The organism is Sinorhizobium fredii USDA 257, from assembly GCF_000265205.3.
GTDB classification, from domain to species: Bacteria; Pseudomonadota; Alphaproteobacteria; order Rhizobiales; family Rhizobiaceae; genus Sinorhizobium; species Sinorhizobium fredii_B.
Genome location: NC_018000.1, coordinates 4,469,260 through 4,482,060, shown reverse-complemented (window position 1 = coordinate 4,482,060; position 12,801 = coordinate 4,469,260). Strand labels below are relative to the sequence as shown.

Below are 12,801 nucleotides of genomic sequence, written 5' to 3'. Positions count from 1 at the left end.
TGCGCGTCGGTCCCTGTTTTCGGGAGAAATGAATGGCAGACACAAAGACGACCACGGTACCCGTCAGGCTTCTCTATGATACCTGGGCGATTGACGAGGAACGGATTCCAGCCGGCACCGAACTCGATTTGCCAGTCAAGGCGGCAAAGATCCTGATCGCACAGGGCAAAGCCGAGCGCAACGATCCTCTTCCAGGTGACGAAGGATGATTGTACGCGACGGCGACTGGAAGCTCTTCGATTACGATTTTCACACCGGTCGCTCCGTCTGGGTGATGGAGGACGGCAACAGAACCCATTGGCGGACGGACTATCCGGTCGAAAACCTCGTCCGACAGAACGAATTCACCCGCCATGCGACCGCCGGCAATGCTTTCGGCGAGTGGACCAAAGTCGCCTCGATCCCGCTCCACCTCGCGCATTCCGAAAACCTGGTGCGAGCCCATTCCGAAGGCGACGACCGCTATGTGAAGCGGTGGCTCAACGACGGCGACAATCGCGCCTGGCGCAGCTTCGAGGGACACCTATGACAATATCCGACTATGCGTCGCTCCTCGTCGATGCCGGCGACTATTCCGGCCGCGATGACGTCGCCCATCTTTTCCCGCGCTTCCTCGCGCTTGCCGAACTCAAACTCAGCCGCGTCCTGCGCGTCGCCGACATGGAGAAGACGATGACGATGCCGCTTGCCGAAGGCGAGGGCACCCTGCCTGCCGATTTCCTGGAGGCGCGGCAGGTGCTTGGCTCCGATCATCGTGCGCTGCGGGCGCTGGCATTGCAGGAACTGAGCGGTCACGTCACCTCCGGCGGTGCGTCGATTGGCTACGCGATCGTCGGCAGTGCGATCCAGGTGCGGCAGAAGGGCGGCGAGAATCTCTACCTGACCTACTACGCGAAGATTCCACCGCTCACTCCCACGGCGCCGAGCAACTGGCTGATCGAAAAGGCGCCGGACGTCTATCTCTACGCGGTCGTCGAGGAGATCGCCGTCTGGGAGCGCGACGCCGCCAAGGCGGGCGCGGCCGAGACGCTGAAACGCCAGGCGATGGCCGGGCTCGGGCTTGCCGACGAACGCCTGCGCTGGGGCAATGGCGAAATCGTCATCGGAGGGCTGACGCCATGACGCTGCTGAGCGTAATCAACGAAGTCGCGGACATCGTTTCGCTTGATCGGTTCGACAGCGTCTACGGAATGAACGATCCGAACGCGCAGGCGATGGTGGCGTTGGCCGAGGAAGCGGGCGCCGAGATCGCGCGGCGCGTCGACTGGAAACGGATGCTGAAGACGCATGCCGTCTCGGCGTCGCCGGAGATCCTGCCCGCCGACTACCAGAGGCTGGCACCCGGAGGTGCGGTGCAAGCGTCGGACGGCCGCTTCTTCCGGACGGTCACCAACGGTGCGCAATGGGCCGTGATCGTCGGCGTTGCCTCGGGGGAGCCCTATTGCCACCTCCGCGGCAAGGAGATGCTCTTCTCGCCGGCCGCCACGGCCGCCGGCGCGACGATCGACTATCTCTCGAAGAACTGGGTGCTCGGCGACCCTTACGAAGAGCGCGATACGTTCCGGGCCGACGACGACACGACGCTTTTTCCCGAACGGCTGCTGAAGAAAGGGCTGATCTGGCGCTGGAAGCGGCAGAAGGGGCTAGCTTTCGAGGACAACCTCGCCGAGTTCGAGGCGGATCTCCTGCAGGAGATCAATGCGGACAGGGGGTCATCATGACAACTATTCGCCCCGGCCGCCTGCCGCAGACCAACCGCGGGCCGGCGAGCATCGGCCGACTCCAGATCTCGAAGCCGCTGACCTTCCCGGCGCCGAAAGGCGGACTGGTGACGACCGCTGACATGGCCTCGCAGACACCGGGCTCGGCCACGGTGCTGGTGAACTTCCTGCCGACGCTTGCCGGCTGCAGGATCCGCGGGGGCTCCCGGAAGGTTGGACTCGCTGCCGATGGGGGCGCCATCCGCAGCGCCTTCAAATACAAGTTCGGCAGCAACGAAAAGCTGTTCATGGCGACGACCAGCGCGATCCACAATATGACCGCGCCGGCAGCCCCACCGGCGACGACGGCGGCGGCGGTCAGCGGGCTGAACGGTGGCGACTGGTGCGCGTTCCAGCACACCACAGCCGGCGGCTCTTTTCTGGTCTGCCTGAACGGGGCCGACACGCGACGCATCTATGACGGCAGCGTCTGGACGACGACGCCGACGATTACCTTTTCCGACAGCACGACCATGGCACAGCTCAACCACGGCTGGCTGTTCAAGAACCGCGAGTTCTTCCTCAAGAACGCGACGCTCGACGTTTACTATCTGCCGGTAAACGCCATCGGCGGGGCTGCGGCCGTGTTTCCGCTCGGCGGCGTGATGAAGAAAGGCGGTTCGCTGCTCACTGGCTTTTCCTGGTCGCTCGAAAGCGGCGATGGCCTTTCCGATCTCTGCGTCTTCGTCTCGACGGAAGGGGAGATCGCCGTCTATGCCGGCTCGGATCCTTCGGGCGCCAGCGATTTCGCATTGAAGGGCGTGTACCAGATCGGCAAGCCGCTTGGGAAAAATGCTTGGATCCGCGTCGGCGGTGACGTGCTGATTGCGACGTCGGACGGGCTGACGCCGATGTCGCAGGTGTTTCAGCGCGATCGTGCCGCACTCAGCCAGGTGTCGATTTCACGGCCGATAGAGGACGACTGGAGGCTAGCGGCGAACGCAACCGGCTCAGGCTGGACGCTGAAGCCATGGGTAGAGCAGAACCTGGTCTTCGTCGCCTTTCCGGACAACAGCGTCGTCAGCGACACGACTTTCGTGTTGAATGTCTTGAGCGGGCGATGGGCGACGATCAGCAACTGGCGGGCCAACTGCTTCGAGACGCTGCAAGGCGGGCTCTTCTTCGGCTCGCGCGAGGGCTATTGCTGGCAAGGCGACACGGGCGGCACCGACGATGGGCTGGCCTTTGCGGCCACCTATCTGTCGCAGTTCACGCCGGCCGGGCAATTCGGCCAGCGGACGGCGGCGACAATGGCGCATATGTACTTTCGCGCCAAGATCCGGCCCAAAGTGCAGCTCTTCGCCCGCGCCGACTTCGACCGGACCGCGCCGCCGTTTGATCGAGTGACGGAAGGCGACACGGCCTCTCCGGAATGGGACGTCGGCCTTTGGGACGTGGCGCGCTGGGACGGCGTATCGCAGGCGCTACGCTACGATTTCCGCCAGAACGTGCGCGCGAGCGGCGACATGCTGGCGATCGGCTGCGTCATCACCTCCGGCGGCGCGGTGAAACTCGACATCGAAGTGGACCTCGCCACACTGCAGGTCGCGGCCGGGGAGGCGAGCGCGTGAACATCATCTGGGGCGGGGCGGGCGACCCCGCGAAGAACGACGCGATCGCCGGCTTCGTCGCCGCCCATATCGACGGCTGCGAGAGAGGCTTTGCCGACTTCACCACGCTCGGCGTGACGGAGGAGGGCAGGCTCGTCGCCGGCGTCGTCTATCACAACTATTCACCCGAAGCGGGCGTGATCGAGCTTTCGGCCGCCGCCACAAGCAAACGCTGGCTGACGCGGCCGGTGCTGAAGGCCATGTTCGATTATGCCTTCGACGAGATCGGCTGCCAGCTGGCGGTGCTGCGCGTCTCGGAGGAGAACGCCGGCATGGTCGGGATCGCCCGGCGCTTCGGGTTCACGAGCCACCGCATTCCCCGCCTTCGCGGGCGGGAGGAGGCGGAAATCATCTTCACCCTGACAGACAACGACTGGCGGGCGCATCCCGTCAATCAACGATAGGTGCTCTATGGGAAAATCGAAAGCGCCCACTCCCCCGGATCCGAAGGCGACGGCGGCGGCGCAGACCGCGACCAATGTCGGCACGGCGGTTGCCAACGGCTACATGGGCAATGTCAACCAGGTGACGCCGGACGGCAGCCTCAGCTACAGCTACACGACGCAAAAATGGACCGATCCGCTGAGCGGGAACGCCTATGATCTGCCCGTGGCGACGGCGACCCAGAAGCTTTCGGAGATGCAGCAGAAGATAAAGGATCAGAACGATTCGGCGAACCTCAATCTCGCGACGCTCGCCACCGCGCAGTCGAGCCGGCTGAACGATCTGCTCGGCAAGCCGATGGACATTTCGAAGGCCCCGGCCGCCGGCGACCCTTCGAAGCTCGCCTTGCCGCAATACCAGCAGTTTTCCAGCGGTCCCGAACTTCAGACCTCGGTCGGCAATGCCGGCAACATCACCCGCAGCTACGAGGCTGACTTCGATACGTCGAAATACGAGAATGCGCTGATGGCCAGGCTCAACCCGCAACTCGCGCGCGACCGCTCGGCGCTGGAAACGCGGCTCGCCAACCAGGGTCTTCAGCCGGGATCGGAAGCCTACAACAGGGCGATCGACGAGGCGAACCGGACGTCGAACGACGCACGCATCGCCGCCGTGCTGAACGCCGGCCAGGAGCAGACGCGGCTCGCCAATCTCGCCGGCCAGAAGGCGAGCTTCGAGAATGCGGCACAAGCGCAGGCCTACGGCCAGGCGCTGCAGAACGCCGATTTCGGCAACAATGCCAGACAGCAGATGCACCAGAACAGCCAGTCTGTGACGGCCGCCAACAATGCGCTGAAAGACCAGAGCTTCAACGCGGAGCAAGCACGGATCAACGCGCAGAACACCGCGCGTTCCAACTATCTCAACGAGCAATATGCGCAGCGCAACCAGCCGATCAACGAGATCTCTGCGCTGCTTTCCGGCGCCCAGGTGACGAACCCGAATTTCGTTCCGACGCAGGGGCAGAGCATCCAGCCGGTCGATTATGCCGGGCTGGTGCAGCAGAACTATCAGAACCAGATGGCGTCCTATAACGCCCGGCAGCAGGCGGGCGGCAATCTGCTCGATTCTCTGCTGGGCTTCCTTCCGAAGTCCGATCGCCGCGCCAAGAAGAACGTCGAGAAGGTCGGCAGGCTCAAGGGGCACAATCTCTACGAGTTCCGCTACAAGGACGAGCCCGCCGGCGGGCCGAAGCATATCGGCGTGATGGCGCAGGAGGTGGAAAAGACCCACCCGGACGTGGTGAGCCGCGGGCCGGACGGCATGCGCCGGGTGGATTACGGCCGGCTTTTCGCGGCGGGGGAGGGGCGGAAGTAGAGGCATCGCGGCAAGACGCGCATCCGGCCTGACGCGCAATTTGGTCTCGCGGAGGTGACGGGCGGCAGTCCGCCCAAATCATCGTTCCAATCGCTAAGCGGCCTCCCATTCGGAGGCCTTTTTCATGGAGGCTATCTTGCCAAGAACAGGCGGAGTCTATTCCCCACCCGCCGGCACCAAGGGGGTGCCGAACACGACGATCCAGAGCGTGCCCTATAACGCGCTGATCGACGACCTCACCGCCGACGCCAATGCCGCGCGGCCGGTTACCGCAGGCGGAACGGGCGCCACAAGCGCCAGCGCGGCGCGTACAGCACTTGGTGCTCAAGCCGCAAGCGCGGCGCTCGCTTCGATTGCTGGTCTTGCAACGAGCGCGGACAAGATGATCTACACGACCGCGTCGGACGCATATGCGACGACGGCTTTGACGCCATTTGCACGGACACTGCTGGATGATGCGACCGCCGGCGCCGCACTTACGACGCTCGGAGTTTCAGCTTTTGCGCAGACGGTGCTCAACGATGCGGATGCCGCTGCGGCGCGCGTGACGCTTGGCGCCAACAGCGCGTCGAATCTCACGACCGGTACGATACCCTCAGCTCGACTCGATGGCGCCTATGTCGATTTCACCCAGATCGCCGTAACTACGGATAGCGAAGCCATCAAACTCATCGGCTCGGCGACGGGCGACCCCTATGTAGGTTTCTGGAAGGCGACGGCTCGCCAGGGCTACATTCAGCACCGCGACGGCACGGCGAATGGTGACGGTCTTCGCGTTGCGAATGACTTGACCGGAGACTATCTGTACCTATCGAATGTGAACAGCATCGACGCGCTGAAATTCTACGACAGCTCCGTGGCGGCGCATAACACAGTCTGGCATTCCGGAAATCTCGCTGCTGCCGATGTCAACGCGCTCTATGGTTACACGCCTGCAAGCAATGCAATACAGGTGATCGCCGGCAGCGGCCTGACCGGCGGCGGCGCGATTTCGGCAAACCGCACGCTGACGCTGGGCACGCCATCCGACATCACCAACTCGACGACGAATTCTGTCAGCGGGACGAGCCATACCCATGCGTTGGGGTTTATAGCAGCGGAGGTTTACACCGGAACGTCCTCCACTAATACCAGCTTCCCGATCGGGACAATCCTCACGATGGCGCAGAACGGCTCCAACCCCGCGCGGCAAGCTTCAGTTATCCCCTGTTTGTACAGCACCAACGCTTACGTTCAAAGCGGCTATTCCGGGGCAGGCACAGCGCTTTCAGGTACTTGGCGTGTGCGGGGGATTGTCGCTACGTCTGATTGGCTTATCATTCAAAGGACCGCATAGACATGACTAGCACTACGCACTGTAGAATGACGCTCAATGAGGTCCATGCGATCTTTGCGACGGCGGAGCCGGAAGTTTACGAGCTCTCGATCAACCTGACCGACATGAGCGGACAAACTTACGACGGCGAATATCTGTCAAGACCCGATGATACCTTCGGTTTGAACCCTATCATTCGCAAGTGGCTCGCCGAAAATCCGAATTTCCCAATCCAGTCTCACACACCGCCGGCGGCAGAACAGATACGCGCTTCCATGCTTTCGCTTTCGGCGCGGCAATTGCGTCTCGGACTCGTCGACGCAGGGATTTCTCCGACCCAAGTGACGGCTGCCATTGACGCGATGCCGGACGGCCAAGAAAAGGATCGGGCGCAAATTGAGTGGGAATATGCTACCTCGTTCAGCCGATTGCATCCGCTGACAACAATGGTCGGTCGGGCGCTCGGCTTAACCGACATGCAAATCGATGCGATGTGGACTGTCGCGCTCGATCTTTAACGCGCGCTCTTGCAATGTGCTGTCAGCAATTGTGCGCAGCTCAAAGTTGTCGGGACCTTCCACCGTTGCTGCACGACCGAGCGATAACCTCAATTGCCGTATTGCAGGTGATCAATGATACTCTGCTGGAAGCCAAAAGCTTTGGTCAGAGGATGTATTGTTAAAAAATCCAAAAAATCTTGTAACGCGTCTTTCGCCGCGCATCGTTCCAGCACATCCTCAAGAACTTCAATCTTGTGATGAAACTAACCTTTGGAAGTTTCCTCCTTAACTTGTAGCATCCTAAAGTATAGCTCAAGCGTTGATTGAATTTTTCACGGAGACTCTTTGCTCCATAACGTTGCTCTGATCCGGACCCTTCGGTGAAGTCGTATGTTGGTCCGGGCACGTACGCCACCAAATCACGAACAACAAGCTCTGATACGACATAGGATGCGAGACACCAAGGATTTCCCAGTTCGAACCAGCGTGCCATCAGCATGTCTTTCGCGCTGGTCCTATAGAGCCCGTAAATCCATTCTGCCGGAAACGTAAGGTTTCTTGGTACGCGCCCGGACACATACGCTTTGGTGAAACCAAAAATAGCATCATCTGGGGATTTGATTCGATTTCCGTTCGGCCCAACCAGTTTTGTCGAGCACGCCGCAAGTAATTTCGTGGGGTCGCGATCAAGTGCCTCGACCAGACACGCTAAGAAATCTAAAGAAGAATGGTCATCACATGCACGCAGACAGAAATAATCGCCACGCGCTGCACCGATTTGGACAGCGCGAGCGAAATTCTCCGGCGCACTCACATGCTGTTCTGTTCGGACAATGGAGAAACGACTATCCATTTTGCAAAATTGCTCAGCGACGCGGAGTGTGTCGTCTGTCGATTTATTATCGAGAATAATCGCTTCGAAATCTATAAATGTCTGATCAGCGATGCACTGTAGACTGCTGCTGAGGGTTCTTTCGCCATTGTAAACGGGAAAGACGACCACGACTTTAGTTTTCGCCATTTATATTGTCTCGGGATTGGAATTGTGTTGCTCATACAGAATGTTGCCACCACCCGCAACAGGACACATCCGCACCAGCATCACCCACGACATCCGGTTGCCCCGGTCATGGCGCCCGCCCCAAGGCATGCACTGAAGCCTCGGCTTCCGAGATAAACTGTGGGATGTGCCCGCCGAGAAAGCCGCTTGCTCCTGTAACAAGGACCCTGTCCACGAAAAGATGCCCCGCCTCAACAAGAGGCATCCCTACAGCAAGTAGCGCGGAAAGAGAATACGCCACTCTCAATTCCCAAGGGATCGATCATCCTTTTCCCCAGCAGCAAAGGTAACCACATGACCAACACCATGCCTCACGGCGCGGCGCTTCTGCTCGGCTTCATCCGCGAAGCGGAAGTCGGCAGCAGTGACCGCGCCTCCTATGATGTGATTTATGCCCACAAGCAGAATGCCTTGGCGAAACCGTTGACCACCATGACGCTTGGCGAGGTGATTGCGGCCCAGAAGACGTGGTCGAGGGCGCATGGGTCGAGTGCCGCCGGCGGCTATCAATTCATGCGCGCGACGTTGCTTGGCCTCCTGAGGGAAATTCCGGGGCTCAACGAGGAGCAGATCTTTGATCCCGCTTTGCAGGATAGTTTGGGACTTCATCTCCTGAACCGCAGGGGCTTCGAAAGCTTCGTTTCTGGCGAAATCAGTCTGAGCGAGTTCGGCCGGCGGCTGGCGATGGAATGGGCATCGCTTCCCGTGCTTGCCGAGAGCGAAGGCGAGTGGCGGCGGGTGAAGCGCGGGCAGTCCTACTATGCCGGAGACGGGCTCAACAGGGCGCTGGTGAAACCTGGAAAGCTCGAAGCGGTGCTCCAGGAGGTGCTCGCTGCCTCTCGCTCCTCGGATGCGGCGTCAGGATCGGCGGGGGACGTGCTGTCCTCGACGGTGAGACCCGAGTTGCGGCGCAAGCCGGTTGCCCGTTCCGGGCGGTTCTGGACATGGCTGTTGACCGCCGGTGGAACCATCATCACAGCGCTCAAGGAATTGAACCTCGTGGCGCTCGACTGGCGCGTACAACTCGCCATCCTGATGACGATCGTCGGCTTTGCAATTTACGCAATTTCATCCATGCCGGCGGTTCGGGTAGCCATAGGGCTTGGGCGATGAGTTCTCCCTGGGGCAGGCTACTGGGCGGCACGCTTGTGCTGGCCGCCCTCTGTTGGGTCGTGCTGCAAATTCGCGAGGATGGTGCGCAAGCGGTCCGCAACTCAATCGAAAGGCAAAACAATGAAGCAGCGAATAGCGCCGATGCGAAGCGCCTTGACTATGATGCCTGCTCTGCTTCTGGCGGGCTGTGGAACTTCGGGGCCGGCAAATGTCAGCGGCCTGCGCGAAGTGGTCGGCACTGACCTCGTCGGGGCTCGCGGTGCGACGGCGGCAGACCAGCGCAGGATAGACCGGACGGTCGTCGGCCTCTGCGCCGCGTCCGTCTGGGCCAAGAGTGAATGCGTGAGACATGGGGAGCGCCAGGATGGTTGACGCCACGGTTCACCAACAGCTCGGGACGCTGATTGCCGAGGTGAAAAATCTGCGGGAGGACTTCCGCCGGTCCGAGGACAGGTCCGATGCCGGGCGGGCGTCGATCAACCGGCGCATGGTCGAACTCGTCGAACGCGTTGGAACGCTCGAGGGATCGATGACGCTCGTCAAAGACGAGATCGCCGAGATGAAGCCGGTGACCGAAGACGTCCGCAAATGGAAGCTGATAGGCATGGGCGCGCTCGGCGTCATAGGCATCGGCGGCGCGGCACTCGGCGTCACCTTCGCCGATGTGGCGAGACGGGCAATCATGCTGCTCAGGGCAGCGTAGCTTTGTATGTGTGGGCGCCGGCGGTCTGCGAACGCCGCGGTGCCGTCGGAAATCTATCCCTCGACGCCCGGTTCGAACGTCTGCTTTCGGGTCAGTCGTCGTCGTCGAAGAGAAGGAAATCCCGATAACGCCGGCTGACCAGCCGCAGCGAGCGATCCGGCTCGATCACATAGGTCTCGTAAACGCGACGACCGAACGGACCGATGAACTGGTGCGGCACGATGCTGCCGACCGGCGCCTTGGTGAGTTTCGTACGCGGCTGGCCGCCATAGGTGATGCTGCCGGGAATGGGCTCAAGGCCGTATGAGTAGCCGACAGACGATGTCGTCATCTCGCAGCCGGCAAGCAAAAGGGCCGTGCAGAGCGTGGGAAGTGTGTGTTTCATGGCAATCTCCGGGTTGCAGAGTTCCTGCCGAGTCAGTCGAAGATATCGTAGTCGATGCGCCGGCTCGTCAGCCGCAACGAGCGATCCGGTTCGATTATATAGGTTTCCGAGACCTGGCGCCCGAAATCGTCGAAGAAGCGGTGGGGCACGGTGCTGCCGACCGGCGCCTTGGTGAGTTTGGTGCGCGGCTGGCCGCCATAGGTAATGCTGCCGGGTATCGGCTCCAGGTTGGGCCCATAGCCAACGGTTTGTGACGAGGTGCAGGCGCCGATCATCAGAGCCGCGAAAATCGCGGGAAGGGCACTCCTCATGGCAATGTTCTCCGCTTCGGCCGCGACGGCGCAGCGAGCGCGGCGCCAGCAGGTGCTGTTTGCACGTCTAACTGGTGCGCCATTGTATTCCCGAAGCAGCAACGAGCAAAGAGAGGCAGAGGTTTCTCAGAATTCCTGGTGACGCACGGCAATTTGGCGAAAATTCTTGAACATTTCGGTTGCGCAGAACCGACGGATTGGACGATTTAGACAGTCGGACACGCAAGCTGCGGCGTGCGGGGAAACGTGGACCTTTTCAAGGAATGACGCGTTGCAGCCCTGCGGGCGTCTCAGCGCGTGTCGCGTCCAGTCCGCCGCAGGTATCGTACATGACTGCCGAACAGTCTCTTTCGTTTCTCGTCATTGGCACCATGATGGTCTTCTTCATCTGGGACCGCTTCCGCTATGATGTCATTGCCTGTTCGGCGCTGATGCTTGCGGTCGCCGTCGGCATCGTACCGTTCGACCATGCGTTCGACGGTTTCAGCGACGATATCGTGATCATCGTCGGCAGCGCGCTGATCGTCAGCGCCGGCGTGGCACGGTCCGGTGTCGTCGACGCGGCGATCCAGCGCTTCCTCCCGGATCTCAACTCGGTGAGGGCGCAACTCGCGCTCCTCGTGGTCACCGTCACGGTGCTTTCGGCTTTCATCAAGAACATCGGCGCGCTTGCGATCATGATCCCGGTCGCCTTCCAGTTCGCTCGGCGCTCGAGCGTCCAGCCATCGGTCTTCCTGATGCCCATGGCTTTCGGCTCGCTGATCGGCGGACTTATGACGCAGATCGGAACGTCGCCCAACGTCGTCGTGTCGCGGATGCGGCAGGACCTGACCGGCGAGAGCTTCAGCATGTTTGATTTCACGCCCGTTGGCGCCTCGCTGGCCCTGGTAGGAGCGATCTTTCTGCTCTTCGCCTATCGGCTGGTGCCGGAGCGAAAGAGCCAGCAGGTGTCGGTGCAGCAGGCGATCGAGATCACCGATTATACGTCCGAAGCGGTGGTCGCGCCCGGCTCACCGGCGATCGGCAAGTCGCTAAGCAGCCTCGTGAAGCTCGGCGACGGCGGCGCGGTCGTCATTGCGATCTTCCGCCGTGGCACCCATCTGGCGCCGCTGCCCGATGTGGTGATCGAGGCCGAGGACATCCTGCTGCTCGAAGGTGGGCCCGCTGCGCTCGACCGCATAGTTTCCCAGGCGAAGTTGAAAATATCCGGCGACCGATCGCCCACATCCGCCGAGACGGCGCGCACCGAAATCGAAGCGATCGAGGCGGTGATTGCCAGCGGCTCGCCACTGATCGGCATGTCTGCGGAGCGGCTTGCTCTCTTTCACAATCATAAAATCAACCTGCTAGCCGTAAGCCGACAGGGCGAACGGCTGAAGCAGCGCCTCGGCAGCATAAGGTTGCGGGCCGGCGATATCGTCGTCCTTCAAGGGACGCGGGCGGACCTGCCGGCCTTCCTCCAGGATTTCAGCTGTCTGCCGCTTGCGCAGCGGGACATTTTACTCGGGACCATCCGACGCGCCCCCGTGCCGCTGCTCGTGTTGGCTGCCGCCATGGGAGCGACGGCGGTCGGCATTCTGCCGGTGCAGGTCGCCTTCTTCGCAGCCGCGCTTGCCATGGTGGTCTTTCGGGTCATCCCGCTGCGGGAGGTTTATCGGGCCGTCGACGGGCCGATCCTCGTGATGCTGGCGGCGCTTATTCCAGTCAGCGACACTTTGCGTACGACCGGCGGTTCAGACCTGATCGCGGGCTGGTTGAGCGACATGGCAGTCAATCTGCCGCCGGCCGGTGCACTCGCGCTCATCCTGGTCGCAGCCATGGCGGTTACCCCCTTCCTCAACAATGCCGCCACCGTGCTGGTCATGGCGCCGATCGCCGCGAGCTTCGCATCCGCGCTCGACTACCGGCCGGATGCGTTTCTGATGGCCGTGGCGATCGGCGCCGGCTCCGACTTCCTGACGCCGATCGGCCATCAGTGCAACACGCTGGTCATGGGGCCAGGGGGTTATCGCTTCAGCGATTATCCGCGGCTCGGCCTGCCGCTCTCCATCGTCATCATTATTGTCGCCGTACCGATGCTGATGTGGGTCTGGCCGCTGCGGTAGGATTCCACTCCGACTTTTCAATGCAGGCGGACCGAGCAGACCCATCTCGCATCGGGGCATATGTAAGACGCAGCAATACGCGGCGCGTTGAGGAGAGAGCAGAAGCGTTGTCGCATTGCTGGCGCCGGCAAGTTGCGGCGAGGCTTCAAGGCGGCGCTGAACGACATTGAAGATCGAC

The 12,801-nt window shown here is 61.4% G+C and carries 16 protein-coding genes; 13 read left to right on the top strand and 3 right to left on the bottom strand.

Features of this window, described 5'->3' with window-relative positions:
- The first annotated feature begins 32 nt into the window (after window positions 1-32).
- The 9 genes from USDA257_RS37215 to USDA257_RS20930 all read left to right on the top strand — a co-directional run bounded on the left by USDA257_RS37215 (window position 33) and on the right by USDA257_RS20930 (window position 6,964).
- The gene (locus USDA257_RS37215; protein ID WP_014764970.1) at window positions 33-209 is read left to right on the top strand and encodes a hypothetical protein; all 177 of its coding nucleotides are present in this window, start codon (window positions 33-35) and stop codon (window positions 207-209) included.
- On the top strand, window positions 206-529 hold the full coding sequence (locus tag USDA257_RS20965) for a hypothetical protein (RefSeq protein ID WP_014764969.1): 324 nt from the start codon (window positions 206-208) through the stop codon (window positions 527-529). The genes USDA257_RS37215 and USDA257_RS20965 overlap by 4 nt, the downstream gene beginning before the upstream one ends.
- Window positions 526-1,122 (top strand): phage adaptor protein, encoded by a 597-nt coding sequence (locus USDA257_RS20960; protein ID WP_014764968.1) that lies wholly within the window; start codon window positions 526-528, stop codon window positions 1,120-1,122. Before USDA257_RS20965 ends, USDA257_RS20960 begins: the two co-directional genes overlap by 4 nt.
- Entirely contained in the window at window positions 1,119-1,721 is a 603-nt protein-coding gene (locus tag USDA257_RS20955; RefSeq protein WP_014764967.1) for a phage adaptor protein, read from the top strand. The genes USDA257_RS20960 and USDA257_RS20955 overlap by 4 nt, the downstream gene beginning before the upstream one ends.
- Complete coding sequence (locus USDA257_RS20950) at window positions 1,718-3,331, top strand: hypothetical protein (protein WP_014764966.1); 1,614 nt, start codon at window positions 1,718-1,720, stop codon at window positions 3,329-3,331. The genes USDA257_RS20955 and USDA257_RS20950 overlap by 4 nt, the downstream gene beginning before the upstream one ends.
- Window positions 3,328-3,774, top strand: a complete 447-nt coding sequence (locus tag USDA257_RS20945) for a GNAT family N-acetyltransferase (RefSeq protein WP_014764965.1) — start codon at window positions 3,328-3,330, stop codon at window positions 3,772-3,774. The genes USDA257_RS20950 and USDA257_RS20945 overlap by 4 nt, the downstream gene beginning before the upstream one ends.
- 7 nt (window positions 3,775-3,781) lie before the next feature.
- Window positions 3,782-5,131: a tail fiber domain-containing protein gene (locus USDA257_RS20940; RefSeq protein ID WP_014764964.1), complete on the top strand. Its 1,350-nt coding sequence runs from the start codon at window positions 3,782-3,784 to the stop codon at window positions 5,129-5,131.
- Window positions 5,132-5,255: 124 nt separating this feature from the next.
- Window positions 5,256-6,467, top strand: coding sequence for a hypothetical protein (locus USDA257_RS20935; RefSeq protein ID WP_014764963.1), 1,212 nt, complete (start codon window positions 5,256-5,258; stop codon window positions 6,465-6,467).
- 26 nt (window positions 6,468-6,493) lie between these two features.
- A complete protein-coding gene (locus tag USDA257_RS20930; RefSeq protein WP_048657421.1) occupies window positions 6,494-6,964 on the top strand; it encodes a hypothetical protein in 471 nt (156 codons plus the stop codon).
- 160 nt (window positions 6,965-7,124) lie between these two features.
- Here the strand turns inward: USDA257_RS20930 and USDA257_RS34405 are convergent, their stop codons facing one another.
- The gene (locus USDA257_RS34405; protein WP_080605653.1) at window positions 7,125-7,967 is read right to left on the bottom strand and encodes a glycosyltransferase family 2 protein; all 843 of its coding nucleotides are present in this window, start codon (window positions 7,965-7,967) and stop codon (window positions 7,125-7,127) included.
- A 333-nt stretch (window positions 7,968-8,300) separates the two neighbouring features.
- Between USDA257_RS34405 and USDA257_RS20920 the strand changes: the two genes are divergently transcribed.
- From USDA257_RS20920 to USDA257_RS20910, 3 genes are all read left to right on the top strand, one after another.
- The gene (locus USDA257_RS20920) at window positions 8,301-9,119 is read left to right on the top strand and encodes a membrane protein (protein WP_014764960.1); all 819 of its coding nucleotides are present in this window, start codon (window positions 8,301-8,303) and stop codon (window positions 9,117-9,119) included.
- Between the two features lie 120 nt (window positions 9,120-9,239).
- Window positions 9,240-9,491: a hypothetical protein gene (locus USDA257_RS20915; protein ID WP_041414479.1), complete on the top strand. Its 252-nt coding sequence runs from the start codon at window positions 9,240-9,242 to the stop codon at window positions 9,489-9,491.
- A complete protein-coding gene (locus tag USDA257_RS20910; RefSeq protein WP_014764958.1) occupies window positions 9,484-9,822 on the top strand; it encodes a DUF1515 family protein in 339 nt (112 codons plus the stop codon). Before USDA257_RS20915 ends, USDA257_RS20910 begins: the two co-directional genes overlap by 8 nt.
- A 91-nt stretch (window positions 9,823-9,913) precedes the next feature.
- On the opposite strand, the gene USDA257_RS20905 is transcribed toward USDA257_RS20910, so the two are convergent.
- Both USDA257_RS20905 and USDA257_RS20900 read right to left on the bottom strand, forming a co-directional pair.
- Window positions 9,914-10,207, bottom strand: coding sequence for a hypothetical protein (locus USDA257_RS20905; RefSeq protein ID WP_014764957.1), 294 nt, complete (start codon window positions 10,205-10,207; stop codon window positions 9,914-9,916).
- 32 nt (window positions 10,208-10,239) lie between these two features.
- On the bottom strand, window positions 10,240-10,518 hold the full coding sequence (locus USDA257_RS20900; RefSeq protein WP_014764956.1) for a hypothetical protein: 279 nt from the start codon (window positions 10,516-10,518) through the stop codon (window positions 10,240-10,242).
- 329 nt (window positions 10,519-10,847) lie between these two features.
- On the opposite strand from USDA257_RS20900, the gene USDA257_RS20895 reads away from it, so the two are divergent.
- The gene (locus tag USDA257_RS20895) at window positions 10,848-12,623 is read left to right on the top strand and encodes an SLC13 family permease (protein WP_014764955.1); all 1,776 of its coding nucleotides are present in this window, start codon (window positions 10,848-10,850) and stop codon (window positions 12,621-12,623) included.
- Window positions 12,624-12,801: the final 178 nt, after the last annotated feature.